This is a genomic window from Polaribacter sp. SA4-12, from assembly GCF_002163675.1.
In the GTDB taxonomy this organism is placed as follows: domain Bacteria; phylum Bacteroidota; class Bacteroidia; order Flavobacteriales; family Flavobacteriaceae; genus Polaribacter.
The window spans coordinates 3,704,183-3,726,292 of record NZ_CP019334.1 but is presented as its reverse complement, the minus strand read 5'-3'; the positions used below and the strand labels follow the sequence as shown (position 1 = coordinate 3,726,292).

The 22,110-nt window shown below is 30.6% G+C and carries 14 protein-coding genes; 11 read left to right on the top strand and 3 right to left on the bottom strand.

Going from position 1 to position 22,110, the window contains the following annotated elements:
• Nucleotide 1: 1 nt before the first annotated feature.
• The 3 genes from BTO07_RS16095 to BTO07_RS16085 all read right to left on the bottom strand — a co-directional run bounded on the left by BTO07_RS16095 (nt 2) and on the right by BTO07_RS16085 (nt 4,957).
• Nucleotides 2-1,270 carry a glycoside hydrolase family 117 protein gene (locus BTO07_RS16095; protein ID WP_157663364.1) on the bottom strand — a complete coding sequence of 423 codons (1,269 nt, stop codon included), beginning with the start codon at nt 1,268-1,270 and terminating at the stop codon, nt 2-4.
• 11 nt (nt 1,271-1,281) lie between these two features.
• A complete protein-coding gene (gene galB, locus BTO07_RS16090; RefSeq protein WP_232457051.1) occupies nt 1,282-3,672 on the bottom strand; it encodes a beta-galactosidase GalB in 2,391 nt (796 codons plus the stop codon).
• A 250-nt stretch (nt 3,673-3,922) separates the two neighbouring features.
• Complete coding sequence (locus tag BTO07_RS16085; protein WP_087522200.1) at nt 3,923-4,957, bottom strand: LacI family DNA-binding transcriptional regulator; 1,035 nt, start codon at nt 4,955-4,957, stop codon at nt 3,923-3,925.
• A 236-nt stretch (nt 4,958-5,193) separates the two neighbouring features.
• Between BTO07_RS16085 and BTO07_RS16080 the strand changes: the two genes are divergently transcribed.
• From BTO07_RS16080 to BTO07_RS16030, 11 genes are all read left to right on the top strand, one after another.
• Entirely contained in the window at nt 5,194-6,768 is a 1,575-nt protein-coding gene (locus BTO07_RS16080) for a sodium:solute symporter family protein (RefSeq protein WP_232457050.1), read from the top strand.
• The gene (locus tag BTO07_RS16075) at nt 6,762-9,041 is read left to right on the top strand and encodes an FAD-dependent oxidoreductase (protein ID WP_087522198.1); all 2,280 of its coding nucleotides are present in this window, start codon (nt 6,762-6,764) and stop codon (nt 9,039-9,041) included. Before BTO07_RS16080 ends, BTO07_RS16075 begins: the two co-directional genes overlap by 7 nt.
• A gap of 2 nt (nt 9,042-9,043) precedes the next feature.
• Entirely contained in the window at nt 9,044-12,076 is a 3,033-nt protein-coding gene (locus tag BTO07_RS16070) for a glycoside hydrolase family 2 TIM barrel-domain containing protein (RefSeq protein WP_087522197.1), read from the top strand.
• 1 nt (nt 12,077) lies between these two features.
• Entirely contained in the window at nt 12,078-13,325 is a 1,248-nt protein-coding gene (locus BTO07_RS16065; protein WP_087522196.1) for a family 16 glycosylhydrolase, read from the top strand.
• A 38-nt stretch (nt 13,326-13,363) separates the two neighbouring features.
• Nucleotides 13,364-14,470 (top strand): glycoside hydrolase family protein, encoded by a 1,107-nt coding sequence (locus BTO07_RS16060; RefSeq protein WP_232457049.1) that lies wholly within the window; start codon nt 13,364-13,366, stop codon nt 14,468-14,470.
• Nucleotides 14,471-14,501: 31 nt separating this feature from the next.
• Nucleotides 14,502-15,575: a glycoside hydrolase family protein gene (locus tag BTO07_RS16055; RefSeq protein ID WP_087522195.1), complete on the top strand. Its 1,074-nt coding sequence runs from the start codon at nt 14,502-14,504 to the stop codon at nt 15,573-15,575.
• 185 nt (nt 15,576-15,760) lie between these two features.
• The gene (locus tag BTO07_RS16050) at nt 15,761-15,958 is read left to right on the top strand and encodes a hypothetical protein (protein ID WP_087522194.1); all 198 of its coding nucleotides are present in this window, start codon (nt 15,761-15,763) and stop codon (nt 15,956-15,958) included.
• 556 nt (nt 15,959-16,514) lie between these two features.
• Complete coding sequence (locus tag BTO07_RS16045) at nt 16,515-17,744, top strand: outer membrane beta-barrel protein (protein WP_087522193.1); 1,230 nt, start codon at nt 16,515-16,517, stop codon at nt 17,742-17,744.
• 141 nt (nt 17,745-17,885) lie between these two features.
• Entirely contained in the window at nt 17,886-19,109 is a 1,224-nt protein-coding gene (locus tag BTO07_RS16040) for a hypothetical protein (protein WP_087522192.1), read from the top strand.
• A 295-nt stretch (nt 19,110-19,404) separates the two neighbouring features.
• Entirely contained in the window at nt 19,405-20,751 is a 1,347-nt protein-coding gene (locus BTO07_RS16035) for a sulfatase-like hydrolase/transferase (RefSeq protein ID WP_198342479.1), read from the top strand.
• 10 nt (nt 20,752-20,761) lie between these two features.
• Entirely contained in the window at nt 20,762-22,087 is a 1,326-nt protein-coding gene (locus tag BTO07_RS16030) for a family 43 glycosylhydrolase (RefSeq protein WP_198342478.1), read from the top strand.
• The last annotated feature ends 23 nt before the right edge of the window (nt 22,088-22,110 follow it).

Below are 22,110 nucleotides of genomic sequence, written 5' to 3'. Positions count from 1 at the left end.
TTTATTTATCGAGATTTAGTTTTTTGTTTTCTTCTTCAATCCTTTTTAATTGAGTTTTATTTAATCCTTGTTTCATATACACTTCTGGACTATGATATACTGTAGATTTTTTCATTTGAGAATCATTAATATCTAAACTCAAATCACAATCGAAACGAACTAATTTAGAATGCCATTTTCCTCTTCCTCCCATTCCAATAAAATGAGATAATCCCCAAGTTATTCCTCTTCCATCTTTAGTATCGGTAAAAGCATCAGCTATATAAGGTGCGCCAGCAATTGGCATTAATTCTGTGATGGAAGCAATTTCAAAATTGACACCATCTTCTGAAAACTGAATTGTATTATGTTCATTTCCATCCTTATAAGCCAAAGCAGCAATCCCTTGTTTAAAAGGAAATAATGTGGTTTCGTGACCTGATGACATAACAGGATTTAGAGGATGTTTTGTAAATGGTCCTAAAGGATTATTTGCAGTCGCAAGACCTTGCATTCTTATCCAATCTGTTGTTTTTCCAAAATCTGATTTATAATACAAATAGATTTTTCCTTTATAGACTAAAGGATAAGGGTCGTGAATTGAGAATTGATCCCAAGAACCTTTCTCTCCATTGGGTATTACTTCTTTGTTGTAAGGAGTCCAAGGTCCATTTGGAGAATCTGCAAATGAAACTGCAACTGGGCAATCATCTCCACGTTTACCACTTGCTTGTTTAAAACCCTGATAATAAAGGTAATACTTACCTTTCCAAACCAAAATATCTGCAGTAGAAACAGAACGCCAACCAACAAAAGGCTTTTCTGGTCTTTTTATAGCTACTCCTTGTTCTTCCCAAGTAAAACCATTTTTACTTGTTGCATACCAAATTTCTGATAAATCCCAATCTGCTGAAGGAATTGTATCGTTACTTTTTTCTGCTCCTTGAGGAGGTGTTGATGTGTTTCTATAGGTATACCAAACGTAATATTTTCCTGCATTAAATATTATTTTTGAAGGATCTCTACGTGTTATGGTTCCATCATGATTGTTATAATCAAAACCTTTTATTTCTGTATACTTAAATTGAGAAAATAATTCGTTTTCTTGAGGTTTTACAGCTGTATAGTTGTCATACAATCTATTTACAGCCTTACTTAATTTCATATTTGGTTTCTCCTTTGGTAAGAATTGAGGAAACACAGATTGCTTTTTTTCTTCCTCCTTTTTACAAGAAGTGAGGCTAAAAATGAACGAAATAAATAGTAATACTAAAACCTTATTTTTAAACATAACTTCAATTTTTAGTTCGTTTTTACAATAATAACTTGAGATTCTAATCCTTCAGAAGAAGCTGTGATTTTAATTTCACCTGATTTTTCAGTTGATTTTACAACCAATAAACATTTACCACTAAATGCTTTTCTTTCTGGAATTTGAAACGAAGCTAATGATGTTGGATCTCCATTACCTACTGCAGCTAAAGTTCCTTCACCTTCAATTTTAAATTTTATTAAATTTTTTGCCATCGGACTTAGGTTACCGTCTTTATCCTCAATCTTTACGGTTATAAATGATAAATCTGAACCATCTGCATCAATTTCTGTTCTGTCTGCTACAAGCGTTACTTTTGCTGATTTAGAAGCTGTCTTTATTTCTTTAGTTGCAACTTCTTTACCGCCATTATATGCAACAACTTTTATGCTTCCTGGTTGATATGGAACTTTCCAAGATAACCTGTACTTGGTTTTGTACATTCCTTTTTCAAACTCATGATATTCTGAAGGAATTTTAGTTAAATCTTTCCCTTTTACTTTTTTACCATAAGATTTTCCATTCACAAAAAGCTCAACTACTTCTGCATTTGTATAGGCAAAAACAGGAATTTTATCACCTTCTTTTCCTTCCCAATTCCAATGTGGTAGAACATGAACCATAGGTTCTTTTGTCCACTGACTTTGATATAAATAAAATCTATCTTTTGGAAAACCACTTAAATCTACTGGTCCAAAGTAAGATGAGCGTGATGGCCAGTCATCATTCCAGTAACCATGAGAAGAATTATCTCTTCCTCCATAAGGTGTTGGTTCTCCTAAATAATCGAAACCAGTCCATAAAAATTCACCCAAAGATCTAGATTCTTTTGCTTGTGCATCAAACTCAATATCTGGTGCATACGCCCAAGGTGGACCAACAGTTACATCATAACTAGATACGTGATTTGTTTCGTGTTTTTCTTTAAATTCAATCGGTAAATGATACACACCTCTACTGCTTGTTTGTGATGATGTTTCTGAACCATAAACAATCATATCAGGATTATTTTCTAGAATTTCTTTATAGTTTTCTGGCCAATAATTCATTCCAACGATATCAACAAATTGGGCTAATTTATTATCAAAAGGCGCTGGATAATAATTAAAACCTACAGTTGTTGGTCTTGTATTATCTTCATCATGGCAAATGTCGTTTAACATTTTAGCTACTTTCCATCCATCTTTTTTTCCTTGTTCTAGAATTTCATTTCCAATACTCCACATAATTACTGATGGATGATTACGATCACGTTTAATCATATCTCTTAAATCCGTTTCATGCCATTTATCAAAAAACTTATTGTAACCATTTTTAACCTTTCCTATTTTCCATTCATCAAAAGCTTCAACAATAACTACAATTCCTAATTTATCACAGATTTGTAAAATTTCTGGTGAAGGAGGGTTATGACTTGTACGCAATGCATTTACACCCATACTTTGCATAATTTGCATTTGTCTTTCTTTTGCTCTATAGTTAATTGCAGATCCTAAAGGACCTTGATCATGATGCATACAAACTCCATTTAATTCAACAGCGTTTCCATTTAATAAAAAACCTTTTTTTCTATCAAATTCAATTGTTCTAATTCCGAATTCTGTAGCATATTCATCAACTAAAACATCATTTACAAAAACACTAGTTGTAGCTTCGTATAAAATTGGATTTGAAATATCCCAGAATTCTGGATTTTCTACAGTTAATTCAACATTGTCTGTTGAGTTTTTGTTAAGATTTACCTTTAAAGTATTTTCTGCAACTACATTTCCTTCTTTGTTTTTTACAATCGTTTTTAAAACGACATCAGAAGCTGAACTTCCATAGTTTTCTAGTTTTGTTTCTATGTTTATTGTTGCTTTTTCTTTTGTTATTTTTGGAGTGGTTACAAAAGTTCCATATTGTGGAATATGAATAGAGTTATTTATTTTTAAACGTACATTTCTGTAAATTCCAGCTCCTGGATACCAACGTGCTGATAAATCTTCTGGGTTTAATTGAACAGCTATTACATTGTCTTCTCCAAACTTAATCTGTTTCGTTAAATCTAATTCAAATCCAATATATCCATAAGGTCTTTCGCCAACAAATTCTCCATTTAACCAAACTTTTGCGTTGCTCATTGCTCCATCAAATTCGATAGAGACTTTTTTACCTTTATTTTCTTTTGAAACTACAAAATGCTTTCTATACCAAGCTTCTCCATGAACTGGTAAACCGCCTGTTCTTGCGTTATATTTTTTGTCAAAAGGACCTTCAATTGCCCAATCATGAGGAAGATTTAAATTTCTCCAATTAGAATCGTCAAAAACTATTGATTCTCCTCTTTTTATTTCTCCTCTTTGAAATAGCCAATCTTTGTTGAAATTTTGATCAGACATACTACTTATTTTTCTTTTTTCAGTACAGGAAATCATCAAAAAAATAGTTAGAAAAACTCCAAAACTGCTTACTTTTAAAAAATTCATTTCAATTTATTTAAATACGTTTATTCTTTAAACTTTTAAAGAATAAAAGTATTCAAACATCCTCAACAATGATATGAGATATAATTTTAATACTACCACATATGATTAATCTAACAAATCCCTTAATACGGTGCATTAACGTAAAACACTATATAGATTCAAATTAAATAATTTTACCACTTACATCTCTGGAAGATTCTCTAATATTTAATTCTCCATTTAAAACAATTATTTTCGGTGCGTAGTTTTTCTCATTACCATTTTCAATTTGATCAATGAGTAATTTAGCAGCCTCAATTCCTATTTTAAATGTAGGTTGTTTAACCGAACTTAATTGGGGTTCAATAATTGTTGCTAATTTAGATTCTGAAAAACCAGTGAAAGCAATATCTTTAGGTATTTTATATCCATTTGCTTTAAAAACTTTCATTGCTCCAATAGCTAATGGATCAGTCGCAGCAAAAATAGCATCAGGAATACTGTTCTTTTTTATTAAATATTTTGCTATTTTTTCACCGTCTTCTAAATTAAAACCAGAAGCGATTATTTGATCTTTTCTAACGGTTAAATGATGCTTTTTATGAGCGTCTAAAAAACCACGTTTTCTCTCTTTAGAGAGCGACAACGTATTATCGCCCTGTAAATGATAAATATTTATATACCCTTGCCTAATCAAATGTTCAGTAGCAAAAAAAGACCATTTATAATCATTGAATAGTACTTTTGAGGCTTTAATTTCTTTATAAGTTCTATTGAAAAACACTATTGGAAACCCACTATTTACCAAATCTTGATAATAATCAATATTAGCTGTTTCTGAAGATAATGAAATTAACATTCCATCAACCATACTATTTTCTAAGGATTGAACATTCTTTAGTTCGGTTTCAAAACATTCGTTCGATTGCGTTATTAACACCTGATATCCTTTACTAAAAAACACTTCTTGAGCACCTATGATAACTTCTGGGAAGAAACTATTTACAAATTCAGGAACTACAATACCAATATTAAAAGATCTCTTCTGCACTAAATTTTTCGCCATCCTATTTTGACGGTACCCCATTTCTTTAGCTGTTTTCAGAACAAGCTCCTTTGTTTTAACGCTTATATCTGATTTATTGTTAAACGCTCTAGAAACGGTTGAAACTGATGTGTTTAATTTTTTAGCTATATCTTTTATAGTAATATATTTCATTGCTTTAAATATAGTAAAAATTTATATTACCGAGAACGTTCTCGGTAAGAAAATTAGAACATATGATCTATTATAATGCAACAAATGTGTATTTCCCTTAAAAAAGAGTAAATCATTGTTAAATTTACTTGAAATAAAATTATGAAATTATGGGTAGTATTGATATTGCGGTTATACTAATTTTTACACTGTTAGTATTTATTTGCGGATTGAGTTTTGCAAAGTCTGGAAAAAATATGAAATCGTTCTTTGCTGCTGGCGGAGCTTTACCTTGGTGGATGAGTGGTTTATCATTATTTATGAGTTTTTTCTCAGCAGGTACATTTGTAGTTTGGGGTTCCATAGCATACAGTAGTGGTTGGGTTGCAGTTACCATACAATGGACAATGTGCATAGCAGGTTTAATAATTGGTTTTGTAATTGCTCCAAAATGGCAAAAAACAAAAGCCTTAACAGCTGCTGAATTTATTACAGATAGACTGGGTTATAATACTCAAAAAATATACACTTACTTATTTCTTTTAATTTCAGTATTTACAACAGGGGCATTTTTATATCCTGTAGCAAAAATTGTGGAGGTTTCAACAGGAATTCCAATTTCAGTAAGCATCATATTTTTAGGAGTTTTAATATTAATTTATACGGCTGTTGGTGGTTTATGGGCAGTAATTGTGACCGATGTGTTACAATTTGTGGTATTAACCGCAGCTGTTTTAATTGTAGTTCCCTTGTCTTTTGATAAAATTGGTGGAATAGATAATTTTATAGCGCAAGCTCCTGATAATTTTTTCAGTTTTACAAATACCGAATATTCTTGGGAGTTTATGGTAACTTTTGGATTGTATAATTTATTCTTTATTGCAGGAAACTGGGCCTATATACAACGATATACGAGTGTTGCTACACCTAGAGATGCTAAAAAAGTTGGTTGGTTATTTGGAGGTTTATATACAATTAGTCCGCTAATTTGGATGTTGCCACCAATGATTTATAAAGTGTTAAATCCTGATTTAGGTGGTTTGGCAGATGAAGGAGCTTACCTTTTAATGTGTAAAGAAGTATTACCAATTGGAATGTTAGGTTTAATGTTAGGGGGAATGATTTTCGCAACATCAAGTTCTGTAAATACTACATTAAATATTTCTGCAGGTGTGTTGGCAAATGATGTTTATAAACATTTTTATCCAGAAACTAGCGGAGATAAATTAGTGAAGGTTGGAAGATTGGCAACTATTGGATTAGGTTTAATTACAATTGTTGTAGCCTTATTAGTGCCTTATATGGGAGGAATTGTTGAGGTTGTTATGAGTTTAGCAGCCATAACTGGTGGAGCTATGTTTTTACCGCCACTAGTAGCGTTGTTTTCAAAATATCAAACAGGTAAAAGTGTATTAGTAGTAACGATAGTTTCGTTGGTTGTGAATTCATTTTTCAAGTTTGTAATGCCTTCAATGTTTGAATATAGTTTAAACAGAGCAATGGAAATGACGGCTGGCGTTGGAATTCCAATGTTATTATTATTCATTTTTGAAGTTTATTTCAGAACAAAAAAATCAGATACATCTCAATATGCAAGCTATTTAAAAATAGTAGATTCAAAAGCACCTCAAGATGCTAAAGAGTCTGAAGGAGGAAATAAAAAAGGAGGAAGAGTTATAGGAATTGGAGTTGCTTCAACAGGGGTATTGATTGTTATTATATCAATGCTTGAAGGAAATCCAACACTATTGGTTACTGGAATGGGAGCGTTAGTACTTATTTTGGGAAGCTATATTATTTTTAAAAATTCAAAAAAAAGATATAAATGTTAGTTAAGGGGTTTAACAAGGAGGTAAGATCTAATAAGGTTGAAGAATTACAAAGTGAGTTTGTAGTTATTGGTGGAGGTACAGCAGGAGTTTGTGCAGCAATTACCGCAGCAAGAAAAGGAACTAAAACGGTGTTGGTGCAAGATAGACCAGTACTTGGAGGAAATGCTTCTTCAGAAGTTAGATTATGGATATTAGGAGCAACTTCGCATATGGGGAACAACAATCGTTGGTCTCGTGAAGGTGGTGTAATGGATGAAATTTTAGTTGAAAATTTATATAGAAACAAAGAAGGAAATGCTGTAATTTTTGATACAGTTTTATTAGAAAAAGTTTTGAATGAAAAAAACATCACATTATTATTAAACACAAGTGTGTATGATGTTTCAAAATCTGGTGATACTAAAATTGAATCGGTTAAAGCATTCAATCCTCAAAATTGTACAGAGTACGTTATAAATGCACCATTATTTTGTGATGCTTCAGGTGATGGAATTGTAGCTTTTAAAGCTGGAGCTTCATTTAGAATGGGGGCAGAAAGCAAAGAAGAATTTGGAGAATTATTTGCGCCAGATAAATCGTACGGAGAATTATTAGGACACTCTATGTATTTTTATAGCAAGAATACAGACAAGCCTGTAAAGTTTGTAGCGCCAGAATTTGCATTGAAAGACATCAAAAAAATACCGCGTTATAAGGCTATTGGAAAAGATGATAAAGGTTGTCGTTTTTGGTGGTTTGAATATGGTGGAGATGGAGATACCATTCACGATACCGAAGAAATTAAATATGAACTTTGGAAAGTAATTTACGGAGTTTGGGATTATATTAAAAATTCTGGAGAGTTTGAAGATGTAGATAATATGACATTGGAATGGGTTGGAACCGTTCCTGGAAAACGAGAAAGTCGTCGTTTTGAAGGTTTGTATATGATGAAACAACAAGATGTTTTAGGGCAAACTAAATTTGATGATGCTATTGCTCACGGTGGTTGGGCAATTGATTTACATCCTGCAGAAGGAGTTTATAGTAAATTGTCTGCTTGTACGCAATGGCATTCAAAAGGAGTATATCAAATTCCTTATCGCTCGTTTGTAAGTAAAGATATTGATAATCTGTTTTTAGCAGGAAGAATTATAAGTGCTACGCACGTTGCTTTTGGCTCTACAAGAGTTATGGCAACAACAGGATTGTGTGCGCAAGCTGTTGGAATGGCAGCTGCCGTTTGTATTGAAAACAATGTAAACCCTGCAGATATTTTAGATAACGGATTGCTTAAAACACTACAAAATGAATTAAATTTAGTAGGGCAAAGTATTCCTAGTATTCCAATTCAACAAGAAAGTAATTTAGTAAATGAGGCAAGTATAACAAGTTCATCAAATTTGAAATTAAGTGAAATTCCTTTTGATGGAGAATGGACAAGTCTCGCTACTTCGGCAGCGCAATTATTGCCTTTTAAAGCAAGTGAAAAGTACAAGTTTAAGGTATTAGTAAAAGCAGACGAAGACACTAAAATAGAAGTTCAGTTACGAACTTCAGAAAGGTCTAAAAATTACGCTCCAGAGGTAATTATCGAAAAGCAAATCATTAATATTAAAAAAGGAGAACAAGAAGTTGAGTTTGAATTTATTGGTTCGGTAGCTAAAAATCAGTATGCTTTTGTGACATTTATGTCTAATAAAAAAGTGTATTTTAAAAATAGTAACAAGCGCTATTCTGGTGTTTTATCTGTATTCAATGGTGTAAATAAAGCGGTTTCAAATAACGGAAAACAAACACCTCCAGACGGAATTGGTGTTGATACATTTGAGTTTTGGATTCCTCAACGTAGACCTGAAGGTCAGAATATAGCAATGGAAATTTCTCCTGCAATTGAAGCTTTTGATAGTTCAAATATTGGAAATGGATATGTACGTCCTTGGGGAACTGTAAATGCTTGGAGTGCTAGTTTAGAAGATAAAAAACCAAGTTTAAAAATTGAATGGGATTCAGAAAAAGAGCTTTCAGAAATTAAGTTGTTTTTAGATCCAGATTACGATCATCCGCTAGAATCTACTTTAATGGGACATCCAGAAGAAGTGGCCCCGTTTTGTGTGAGAAAGTATACAATTAAAGATTTAAACGGAACAGTATTAGTTCAAAAAGAAGGGAATTATCAAACCATAAATACTTGGAAGTTTGATTCAAAAATAATAACAAAAGGAATAATAATAGAAGTTGAACATCCATCAGAAAATGTTCCGGCATCTATTTTTGAAATTTTATGTAGCTAATTATGAGAAAAATATTTTTATCCATAGTAATCATTAGTAGTTTAATAGCGTGTAATTCAGCACTAAAAAAAGTTAAAATACTTGAAACTACTTCAGAAAACACAGCAACCTTAAATGGTGATTGGAAATTCAATACCATTTATGGGATGGGGTCAAATCCATTGAACATTCAAGTACAATCAACAGATATTGTTATTGAAAGTAGCAACGAGAAGCATATTGAAGTAAAAGGAAATTGGGCAGTAAAAAAAGTTGGAGAAAGAGGATCCGTTTTTTATGGAGACAACTATTTAGTCCGTTGGTTTAAAGAAAATGAAACAGCGGAAAATTATGTCCGTTTTAAACCAAATATTACTAAAACAGGTTATTATGAAGCTTTAGTGATTGCTCCTTTTGCAACACATATGACAGTGCAGGTAAATGTAAATCATTCAGAAGGGAAAACTCCAAAATATTTGAGTCAAAGAATTAATTGTGGTCAGTGGATTAGTTTAGGAATTTTTAAGTTTAATGCAGCTAATGATAATTATGTAGAAGTTACAGCAATTACTGATGGTCAAGTAGCAGCTAACACTGTATTGTTTAGACCAATTTCTGAAGAAAATTATAATGAAGCGAAAAAACAACCAGAACAAGTTTATTTACCAGAATACAATGATTCAGATTGGCATAATTTAAAAGTTCCTGGACATTGGGGAATGTTAAATTCCTATTCAAATTACAATGGTTTAGGTTGGTATAGAAAAGAATTTGAACTGCCTAAAGATTGGAAAACAAGTACTAATAATAAGTATAGATTACAATTTGATGGTGTTTATCACGTAGCTAAAGTTTATTTAAATGGAGAATTTATAGGTCGTCATCAAGGTGGGTTTACACCTTTTGAATTTGAAGTTGGAGACCAATTAAATTTTAAAAAGTCTAATGTTTTAGCTGTTGAAGTAGATAATAATTTTATTGTTGGAGCAACTTGGAATTGGGGAGGAATTATTAGAGATGTTCATTTGGTAAAGAATAACGACGTTAGAATTAATAATCAATACATTCACGCAACTCCAGATTTAGAAAAAGGAACAGCAAGCTTTAAATTAAAAGTAAGGTTAGAGAACAATTCATCAGAAGCTAAAAATATTTCAATCCATTCCGTAATTTCAAAAAATGGAAAGTTAGTAGAACTAAATAAAACGGCGGAAGTAGCAGCTAATAAAATTGTGGATGAAATTTTAGAAGGAAATTTGGAAGCTAAAGATGTTAAATTATGGCATTTTGATCACCCAGAATTATACAGTTTAGAAACTACTATTACAGAAAACGAAAATAAAATAGATACTAAAACTGATAATTTCGGAATTAGAAAAATTGAAGTTACAGCCTCTAAATTATTATTGAATGGCGAGCCAATTCGTTTAGGAGGATTTAACCGTGTTAGTGAACATAGATATTGGGGATCTTCTGAACCTTTGGAAGTGTTAGAAAAAGATGTTGATTTAATGAAAGAAGCGGGTGCTAATTTTATGCGAATTATGCACGGAACTCAAAACGAAAAACTGATTGAATTATGTGATAAAAAAGGAATTTTGATTTTCGAAGAAGCAAATGTTCGTGATTTAACGAATCCAGAATTTACCGCACCTCATTATCCATTAGCCAAAGAATGGATTAAGGGAATGGTAGAGCGTGATTGGAATCACCCAAGTATTATTGGTTGGAGTGTTGGTAACGAGTTAACAGATCATAATGAGTATGCCAAATTAACAATGGATTATGTGCGTGAAATGGATCCAAATAGATTGGTTACTTGTGTTAGTAATAGTGGTCAAAAAGAAGAAGCAACCCGAGAAACAGATCCAAATACTGAAGTAGATATTATTATGCATAATATGTATAGCTGGCAAGGTGAACCACAAGTTATTATTGATAAATTAAGAAGCGAATGGCCAGAAAAACCAATTTTTATTTCAGAATATGGTTTTGACCCATATCCAACAACTTCATTAGATGGTGACCAACAAATATTTTCAGATTGGAATGAACATTGGAGAAGTAAAAATGAATTTGTTATTGGAGGTTCATTGTGGACATTTAACGATTATAGAAGTGGTTATGCCGCAACTTCACAAGAAGAAAATAGAGTTTGGGGATTGATAAATGTTTGGAGGCAAAAAAGAAGAATGTTTGAAAGAGTAGCTAAAGAGTTTAGCCCAATTAAAGATATTGAAGTTAAAAATTTAAACATTTTAAACAATAAAGCAGTAATTGAAATTCCTGTTAGAGGGGTAAACGATTATCCAAGTTATGGCTTAACAGGCTATAAATTAAAATGGAACTTTAGAAGTTTAGATGGAACTATAATTGAAAATAAATCTCAAGATTTACCAAACATTAACCCAACAGATAAAGTTTGGAAAGGTGAAATTTCTTGGGGGAAATTACCGAGTGAGTTATTGGATTTAAGAATTCAATTAGTGAGTCCAACAGGTTATGTGAGATATGAAAAGGTAATACCATTTTCAGTGCCAAATTCTCCAGTTATTACAGGAATAGATTTAGGTGATAAATCGGTAAGGGTTTTGTTTCAAGAAGTTCCCGGAGCTACTGAATATTTAGTGCGTTATTCAAATGACAATAATGAAACTATAGAATCATTTAAAACTATTACCAATGCTATTGAAGTTGGAGGTCTGTCTAACAACAAAGAATATAGTTTTAGCGTAATAGCTTTAAACACTAAAGGAGAAAGTACAGCACCAAATACAATTAAAGGAACACCAAATAGTAAACCATTAGCACCTAAAATTTGGGAGGCTTTTATTACAGACAACAAAGTAGTTATTGGCTATACAAGTGAATTTGAAGACACTTTTTACAATGTAAAATATGGTACTTCAAAAGAAGCTTTAAACAAAGAGTTTAGATCTAATGTTAGAGGAATGATGACTATTGATATAAATAATGAAAATGTAATTTATTTCCAAATTCAACGAGAAATTAAAGGTCAAAAAGGGAGTTGGTCTGCTATAACTAAAGCAAATTAATATGAAATTAAGAATTATAATAGTAACAATATTTTTAGTCTTTAATTTTCTAAAAGTTGATGCTCAACAAAATTCAAATAAAATCAATCTAAACGAATGGAAGTTGGTTTGGAATGATGAATTTGATTATAACAATGAAAAATTAGATGAAAAATGGGTGTCACAAAATGGTCCAAGTGGACATATTTTATGTAGTAGGTGGAGAGAAAATGCAGTAGTTAAAAATGGCGTTTTAGAATTACAAGCAAGAAAAGAAAACAAAGGAGGACAAGAATGGACCGCTGGTAATATTTGGACAAAAAAAAGATTTAAATACGGATATTTTGAATGTCGTTATAGATATGCAGCAGCAGAAGCAACAAATAATTCATTTTGGTTAATGACTAAAGGTTCAGAGCCTACTGAAGGAAAAAGATTTGAGATTGATATTAATGAAGGTCATTTCCCTAATGAAGTGAGTACAAATATTCACCAATGGTCAGATTTTACAATTGATAAAAACGGTAAAAAGAAACACCAAACAAACCATAAAGGTTTTACTTATGGAGCAAAACCAGATTACACTATTCAACTGGAAACACCTATTGAAACAAAAAAAATAAGATTTATTTCGAACAATCAGTCAAGATTTAATCTTGGAGAGTTTAGAGTTTATAGTGTAAATAAAGATGGTAATTACCCAAATGCATTATCTACAACAGCAGACACGGACATTCCTGGCCTAGTGAATTATACCAAAAGTAACAATATCAGCATAACAACAAGTGGTTCATTTAAAGGAAAAGACACCTCACATTCTTTAACAGACGGAAATCCTTTCTCTTCTTGGACAACACAAAATTCTGGTGAAAAATGGGTTGAATTTACATGGGAAGAAAACATTACCGTAGGAGCTACACAGTTTGTTAATGGTTGGAAAGATGGTAAAGGAAATTGGTATGGTTTAATTTCAGATTATAAAGTTCAATATTTAAAAGATGGAGTATGGAAAGATATTGCAGTATTAGATGTTGAAAAAAATTACAATTTCGCAGAAGAATATCACACTTATGGTTTAGAGTGGAATGAACAAGAATTGATTTTTTACTTTGATGGAAAAGAAATTAGAAGAGAAAAAAATACTTTTTGTTTTAGTGAAACTCCAATTTGGCTAAGTGTTGCAATTATAAAATGGTCAGGCACAGTAACGGATGCAATTGATGGCATTTCAATGAAAGTAGATTACGTTAGATATTATAACAAAAAGTAATAAAAATTTAAAAAAAACATTAATTAAAATAGTACACAATGAGGCACCTAGCATTAATTTTAATTACAGTTACTCTTTTAAGTTCTTGCAAAAAAGAACTTAAAAAAACCGCAAGAAATTTAGACAACGATTATAAAATTGAATTGGAAGCAGTTTCTCAATTATCAAAATTTGAGAGTGATACAATGAGTATTTGGGGAGGTTCTATTACAAAAGGAGATGATGGTCTGTATCATATGTTTTATTCTCGATGGAAAAAAGATTTAGGTTGGGCTTGGGTTACACATTCTGAAATAGCACACGCAGTTGCAGAAAGTCCTTTTGGACCATTTAAGTATAAGGATGTTGCTTTAGAGATTCGAGATTCAAAATTTTGGGACGGTTTGTGTACACACAATCCTACGGTTCAAAAATATGGCAATAAATATTACCTGTATTATATGGGAAATACTGGTGATGGAAAAGTATTTGGAGAGCCAGGAGCAATAAAACTAAACCCTATTCATAGAAATAATCAGCGAATAGGTGTTGCAGTTGCTGATAATCCAAACGGACCTTGGAAACGTTTTGATAAACCATTAATTGATGTTAGTAAAGATAGTACAGATATTGATGCTTTAATGGTGAGTAACCCATCAATTACTAAAAGACCAGATGGTGGCTATTTGATGGTATATAAGGCAGTAGGTAAAAAGAAAAAAGGACTTTGGGGAGGTCCAGTAGTGCATTGTGTAGCAACTTCAGACAGCCCAACGGGTCCATTTATAAAATACGATAAACCAATTTTTCTAGCTAAAGGACACGATTTCCCTGCTGAAGATCCTTTTATTTGGTATGAAGCTGGAAAATATAGAGCAATTTTAAAAGATATGCACGGAGCATTTACAGATGCTGGTATGGCGTTGGTTTTATTTGAATCTGAAGATGGATTTGATTGGACATTATCTAAAAATGCATTGGTTTCAAAATTAGAAATTAAATGGGAAGATGGAACGGTTCAAAAAGTAGCTAATTTAGAACGCCCCCAAGTTTATTTGGAAAATGGAATTCCAAAAGTACTTGTTTGTGCTTCTGACGTAAAAGATAGTAAAGGTGTACTTCAATCCTTTAATGTTCAAATTCCAATTAAATCTATAAAAAAATAATAAAATTATGAGGTATTGTTTAATATTGTTAATGGCGTTAATCTCTTGTAAAGTACAGCCAAAAAAAACTGTAGAAATAAAAAAATCAGATTATAAAATTGAATTAGGAGAAGTTAAGCTTCAGTCTAAATTTGAAAGTGATACAATGAGTGTTTGGGGAGGTTCCATTACAAAAGGAGATGATGGTTTGTATCATATGTTTTATTCTCGATGGAAAAAAGATTTAGGTTGGGCTTGGGCTACACATTCTGAAATAGCACACGCTGTTGCAGAAAGTCCTTTTGGACCATTTAAGTTTAAAGATATTGCTTTGGGAATTCGAGATTCAAAATTGTGGGATGGTTTATGTACACACAATCCTACAGTTCACAAATACGGCAATAAATATTATTTATATTATATGGGAAATACAGGTGACGGAAAAGTATTTGGAGAGCCTGGAGAAATAAAACTAAACCCTATTCATAGAAATAATGCAAGAATAGGTGTAGCAGTTGCCGAGAACCCAAACGGACCTTGGAAACGTTTTGATAAACCATTAATTGATGTGAGTAAGGATAGCACTGCTATTGATGCGCTATTGGTGAATAATCCATCAATTACCAAAAGACCTGATGGTGTTTATTTGATGGTATATAAGGCTGTGGGTAAAAAGAAGCCCGGTATTTGGGGAGGTCCGGTAGTGCATTGTGTAGCAACATCTGATAACCCTACAGGACCATTTATAAAACACGACAAACCAATTTTTCTAGCTAAAGGACACGATTTTCCTGCTGAAGATCCTTTTATTTGGTATGAAGCTGGAAAATATAGAGCAATTTTAAAAGATATGCATGGAGCATTTACAGATGCAGGTATGGCGTTGGTTTTATTTGAATCTGAAGATGGATTTGATTGGACATTATCTAAAAATGCATTGGTTTCAAAATTAGAAATTAAATGGGAAGATGGAACGGTTCAAAAAGTAGCTAATTTAGAACGCCCCCAAGTTTATTTGGAAAATGGAATTCCAAAAGTACTTGTTTGTGCTTCTGACGTAAAAGATAGTAAAGGTGTGCTTCAATCTTTTAATGTTCAAATTCCAATTCGGACTATAAAAAATTAAAACAATATGAATTTAAAAAATGTTATAGTATCTGTTTTTTCATTTTTATTAGCTTAATAGGGGTAGCTCAAACAGACTTAGATTTTAAGGGGTTACTTCCTGAAAAATTTGACAAGGCAAATATTATTCAAGAAGCAGATTACAATGGTTTTACATACTTCAGATAAGAGGGTTTAAATTGGTCTTTGGCTGAACAACCATTGGTTTTAAAAGCAGGGAAATTACTTTGGACAGACGGTAGCGAAACGCTTTGTGAACGTACCGCCGATATGCCTAAATTTTATATGGAAAATGGAATTCCAAAAGCATTGATTATTGCCATTTTACCTAAAGACAGTGAAGTTTCATATTCCTTGGTAATTCCATTAATTAAGAAAAAATAAATAGAAAAATAAAATTATTAAAAATATAGTTTTTCAGTTGCTTTTTACGCTTCCCGTTTTTTAGGAATAAATCAAAACTGTTATAAAAAAATCTTATTATTACAAACGATCAAACCTACTAAGTAATTAGTAATTATGATGATCGTCTGAATAAAATTACACCATCAAATTCAATTAAAACTCTTTTATGTTTGTTTTCTTCTGTGACGTTCTTACGTTGTATTATTATCAAAAGAAACTTAAATTGCCTAATTGTATTGAAGGTTTAAGTTTCTACATTCTGAATCATCAAAATATGTAGAAGAACCTTTCTTAATTTTACCTTTTTAAAACAACCAATTTTTATTAAAAACCACTGCTTTTACTACAGGTAGTGAAAAAGGAATACACTTAAAACTTAAGTGTATCTTTTAAATAAATCTCTAATCTCTTTATTGATGAAAAAACCATATGTTATATAGATTAAAACAATTAATGGCAACGTGTTGCATAAATTCAAAGTATTTTTATAAAAAAATTGAATTCAAAGTTCTTAAAAAAACAGCTTTAAAAAAAAATGAAAAAGATTCTAATCTCTGCTATTACAATACTTCTAAGTATTTGTAGCTATTCTCAAATAACTTTCGAAAAAGGGTATTTTATTGATAATAACAATAACAAAACTGAGTGTTATATTAAAAATGTTGGGTGGCTCAATAATCCTACCGAATTTGATTATAAAACCTCTTTAGAAAGTGAAATACATACTACTATATCTGTTAAATTAGTAAAGGAACTTACTATATACAACCAAGATAAATATATAAAACGAACCCTAAAAATTGACAGATCAAGTCAAAATATTAACAATGTTTTATCTTACAACAGAAATCCTGAATTTAAAACTGAAGAAATTTTTCTCAAAGTCTTAATTGAAGGAAATGCTAATTTATACGCTTATAAAGATTCTAGAAATCAACGTTTTTTCTTTAAAATTAGCAATTCTCCTATAGAGCAATTAATTTATAAAAACTATTTAGCCACGGGTAGTATTATAAAAACTAACAATTATTACAAACAACAATTAACTAATCGTTTAAAATGTAAATCTATTACAGAAAGTAATATTGAATATTTACAATATTTTCAAAGTAATTTAGAAAAAATTATAATTAAATACAACAATTGTATGCAACCTGAAGGAGCAACTAATAAACAATTAATTGATAAAGAAAAAAGGGATGTATTTAATTTAACCTTTAGAGCTGGTGTAGCATCGAATTCTTTAAATACTCAAAATACTAGTTCATTAATGAAATTTGATTTAGGTAGTCAAACAAATTTAAAAATAGGAATTGAAGCTGAAGTAATACTTCCTTTCAATAGAAATAAATGGGCTTTAACAATAGAACCAAGATATCAATCATTTAATGGTGAAGTTGAATATGAAAATCCAAATTCACCTTTTACCAAAATAATGACAGTTGATTATAAATCCATAGAAATGCCAATTGGACTTAGATATTATATGTTTTTAAATAATAATTCTAAACTTTTCGTTAATTTCAATTATGTAATAGACTTCCCTTTGAATTCCAGTATAAAAATAGTATCTCGAGATCGCGTTACCTTTGAACAAGAATTTGAAACAAGGTACAACAGCTCATTAGGAATTGGATATAAATATTTAAATAAGTATTCGGTTGAATTAAATTATGGTCTTAGCAGAAATATTACAGGGCCACATTTCGATTATATATCTGACTACAAGAGTATTTCTCTGACATTTGGTTATACTATATTTTAAAAGTACATTTTAATTTAATTTCAAAAAGTGAATACTCAAATTAGAGGTTAACTTAAAACAAAAATAATTTACAAACTTTGAGTTGAAATAAAAATAATAAACTTCCATAGATTCAAAGTGCTTCTATCAAAATAAAAAAAAATGAAAAAGATTCTAATTTCTGCTATTACAATACTTCTAAGTATTTGTAGCTATTCTCAAATAACTTTCGAAAAAGGGTATTTTATTGATAATAACAATAACAAAACTGAGTGTTATATTAAAAATGTTGGTTGGCTCAATAATCCTACCGAATTTGATTATAAAATATCACTTGAAAATAAAAAATTCACTACTGCATCAGTTAAATTGGTAAATGAGTTTACCATATACAAAAGAGTTAAATATATTAAAAGAAGTATAAAAATAGACAGATCTTATCAAAATACTTCAAGTAATTTGTCAAAAGTAAGGAGACCTGAATATAATACAGAAGATCTTTTTTTAAAAGTTTTAATTGAGGGTAAAGCAAATCTATATTATTTTAATGATTCTAAAAACCAACGGTTATTTTTTAGCGTAGATAATTATCCTATTGAACAATTAATTTATAAAACGTATTTAACTGTGAACCGAAAGGTAGGAACCAATAATTATTACAAACAACAACTAATTAACACTTTAAAATGCGAATCTATTACCAAAGGTAATATTGAGTCCTTAAAGTTTTTCAAAAAAGAGATATCTAACATAATAACAAAATATAATAAATGCTACCAAATTGAAAAACCCACTATTTCTCAATTTAAAAACGAGAAAAAAAAAGGAGTTTTTAATTTAACAATTAAACCAGGTTTAAGTATATCTTCTTTAAATACAACAAGATTTTTAACTTCAGAAAAACTTACATACGATTCTAAAATCAATTATAAACTTGGGCTTGAACTTGAATTTATTTTCCCTTTCAATAGAAACAAATGGGCTCTTTCTCTAGAGCCAAGATACCAATCATTTAATGGTGAATTTGAATCTAAAGTCCCAAATTCACCATTTACCAGAACTAATATTGTTGAATATGAATCCATTGAAGTACTGTTTGGATTAAGACACTTTATGTATCTAAAGAAAGGTTCAAAATTATATGCTAATTTAAACTTTGTAATTGATTTACCATTTAATTCTATGATAACAAAAAAAGGATTAAATATCATCTATGAAGATGTAATTAGCAATACAAATAACTTTGCTTTAGCATTCGGATATAAATTCTTAAATAAATATAGTATTGAATTAAATTATGCTTTAAGTAGTAATATTACAGATTCTTATATATATAAATCTGATTTTAAAAGTGTATCTATAATGTTTGGTTATACTATATTTTAAAGCACATTTTAATTTAAAAGCAAATAATATAGGTTGACAAACAGTTATTTAACTGATTATTTTAATTACCTTAATAAAAGCCATTTAATTAAAGTAAAATCATATGTTATATAAATTAAAACGATAAATATGTTACTCCACTTAGGATGTGAGTAATTTTGTCATTGTAACCTTTTACAGTTAAATAAACACGACCTAAAACTCAACAATTTCTTAAATTATAATGAATAAAATTTTAATTGCATTTCTAGTATTACTTTGTTTCTCTTGTAATAATAAGAAGGAGACTTTAGAAATGAAAGTTAAAAAAAAAGAAAAACCCAATATCATCATTATTCTTACAGATGATCAAGGTTGGGCGGATGTTGGTTTTAACGGAGCAACAGATATTCCTACACAGAATTTAGATAGAATTGCTAAAGAAGGTGTTGTCTTTTCTAAAGGATATGTTTCGCATCCTTATTGCAGTCCTTCTAGAGCAGGTTTGTTAACTGGTAGATATCAAGCAAGATTTGGGCACGATTGTAATATGCCTTATGAAGGTGAAAATGATGATACTATTGGAACGCCTTTATCAGAAAAAATGATTTCTGAAGCTTTAAAAGAACAAGGTTATACAACAAGTGCAATTGGTAAATGGCATGTTGGAGATCATCCAAATTTACACCCAAACAAACAAGGTTTTGATCATTGGTTTGGTTTTCCTGGTGGAGCAATGAATTTTTGGGGAATACCTAATGGTCCTTTAAGAACTATTTACAGAAATGGAAAGGAAGTTTCGCAAGAAGAATTATCTTATTTAACAGATGATTTTACAAATGAAGCTATCGAATTTATCAATAAAAATGATAAAAAACCATTCTTTATGTATTTGGCATATAATGCTCCTCACGCTCCAGATCATGCAACAAAACAATATTTAGAAAACACAAAACATATAGAATATGCAGGTAGAAATATTTACGGAGCAATGGTAAACGCTGTTGATGTTGGTGTTGGGAGAATTGATTCTACATTAAAAGCAAAAGGTATTAAAGACAACACAGTAATTGTATTTTTAAGTGATAATGGAGGAAGATTAGAACATGCTGATAATAGACCAAATAGAGGGCATAAAGGCATGTTGTTTGAAGGTGGAATAAAAGTGCCATTTTTTATATCTTGGCCTAAAGGATTAAAAGAAAATCAAGTTTATAATAACCCAATTTCTTCTTTAGATTTATTTCCTACTTTGTTAAATATTGCTGGAGGAAATTCTGAATTAGAAAACCAACTAGACGGAAAAGATTTAATTCCGTATATCAATAAGACAAATACTGACAAACCACATGAAGCTTTATTTTGGAGATCTTCTGGCGGATTTGAATATGCTGTAAGAAAAGGAAACTATAAATTATATAAAAGCGCTTATAAAGAGAAAACATTATTATTTGACTTAGAAAAAGATCCTAAAGAACGTTATGATATTTCTGATACCAATAGTAATATCATCAAGGAATTAGAAGAAGATTATAAACTTTGGGATTCTAATAATTTAGATCCAGGTTGGTTTGATCCTCATGCAGAAAATGTAATTAAAGAAGAACAAAAACTAAATAAAACAAAAAGAAATTCTTTACACCCAAAACTAAGAAATCAATAAAATTAAAAAAATGAACAAAAATAAAATTATCTTATTGTTAGTTGCCGTAATTGCAAGTTTTCAATTAATGGCGCAAAACCCTATCGTTACACACATGTTTACAGCAGATCCTACTGCTCGTGTTTTTAACGGAAAACTATATGTATTTCCTTCAACAGATGTTGTTTGTGATGAAGGTAAAGGAGAAAACGGGTTTTGTATGCCTTCATACAATGTTTTTTCAACTAAAAATTTAACAAATTGGACTGATCATGGTAAAATAATCGATCAAACGGATGTGCCTTGGGGAAAGAAAGATGGATTTGGAATGTGGGCACCAGATTGTGTTGAAAAAGACGGAATTTACTATTACTACTACCCTGCTCCACCTTTAGATAAAAGTGGTTTTAGACGTGTTGGAGTTGCAACTGCAACGAATCCAGAAGGTCCTTATAAATTAGAAAAGACTTATATTGAAGGTGTAAATGGTATCGATCCAAATGTTTTAATTGACGATGATGGAAAAGCATACATCTATTTTGGCGGTGGAAAAGAATTATTTGTTGCTGAATTAAATGACGATATGAAATCAATTAAAGGGGAAGCAAAATTAATTGAAGGTTTACCTAAAGGATATAAAGAAGGTTCATTTATGTTTAAGAAAAACGGAACTTATTATTTTACATTTCCTCACGATAAATCAGGATCTGAAGAAATTGCTTATGCAACAGGAACAAATCCTAAAGGTCCTTTTGAGTATAAAGGAATGATTATGGAGCGTTTTAAAGACGGAATTTGGACAAATCATCATTCTATTTTAGAGTACAAAAAACAATGGTATATTTTCTATCATCATCACGATATTTCTAACAATCAACACTTACGTTCTATGAGAGCAGACAGTTTGTTTTTTGATAAAAAGGGAAAGATTTTAGAGAAAAAAGCAACCTTAAGAGGTATTGGTTTAACAAGTACAGATAAGCCTATTCAAATTGATCGTTATTCTGACGCAAAAGGTTTAAAAGTTAGCAGACTTAAAGACAAAAATGTTGTTGGTTGGAATTTAGACTATATTAAACCTAACGCTTTTGTAACTTATAATTCTGTTGATTTCTGTGATCGTTATAAGAAAATAACATACAGAGTTGCTTCTGGTTCTAAAGGAGGAAAAATAAAATTATATATAGATAACAAACTAATTTCTACAACAGAAGTTACTAATACTGGTAATTGGAATACTTGGAAAGAAGTTACAACAAACATCAACAAAAAAATAAAAGGTGTTAAAGACATCAAACTAGTGTTTGAAGGTGATGATGAATACCTAATGAATATTGATTGGGTAAAATTTGAATAGACTTAAAATATCATGAAGCTAAG

Bases quoted from the DNA above. Each gene is read 5' to 3' on its own strand.
- galB (WP_232457051.1), bottom strand. From the start codon at position 3,672: ATGTCTGATCAAAATTTCAACAAAGATTGGCTATTTCAAAGAGGAGAA.
- BTO07_RS16065 (WP_087522196.1), top strand. From the start codon at position 12,078: ATGAAATTAAGAATTATAATAGTAACAATATTTTTAGTCTTTAATTTT.
- BTO07_RS16070 (WP_087522197.1), top strand. From the start codon at position 9,044: ATGAGAAAAATATTTTTATCCATAGTAATCATTAGTAGTTTAATAGCG.
- BTO07_RS16085 (WP_087522200.1), bottom strand. From the start codon at position 4,957: ATGAAATATATTACTATAAAAGATATAGCTAAAAAATTAAACACATCA.
- BTO07_RS16095 (WP_157663364.1), bottom strand. From the start codon at position 1,270: ATGTTTAAAAATAAGGTTTTAGTATTACTATTTATTTCGTTCATTTTT.
- BTO07_RS16045 (WP_087522193.1), top strand. From the start codon at position 16,515: ATGAAAAAGATTCTAATCTCTGCTATTACAATACTTCTAAGTATTTGT.
- BTO07_RS16075 (WP_087522198.1), top strand. From the start codon at position 6,762: ATGTTAGTTAAGGGGTTTAACAAGGAGGTAAGATCTAATAAGGTTGAA.
- BTO07_RS16060 (WP_232457049.1), top strand. From the start codon at position 13,364: ATGAGGCACCTAGCATTAATTTTAATTACAGTTACTCTTTTAAGTTCT.
- BTO07_RS16030 (WP_198342478.1), top strand. From the start codon at position 20,762: ATGAACAAAAATAAAATTATCTTATTGTTAGTTGCCGTAATTGCAAGT.
- BTO07_RS16080 (WP_232457050.1), top strand. From the start codon at position 5,194: ATGAAATCGTTCTTTGCTGCTGGCGGAGCTTTACCTTGGTGGATGAGT.
- BTO07_RS16040 (WP_087522192.1), top strand. From the start codon at position 17,886: ATGAAAAAGATTCTAATTTCTGCTATTACAATACTTCTAAGTATTTGT.
- BTO07_RS16035 (WP_198342479.1), top strand. From the start codon at position 19,405: ATGAAAGTTAAAAAAAAAGAAAAACCCAATATCATCATTATTCTTACA.
- BTO07_RS16055 (WP_087522195.1), top strand. From the start codon at position 14,502: ATGGCGTTAATCTCTTGTAAAGTACAGCCAAAAAAAACTGTAGAAATA.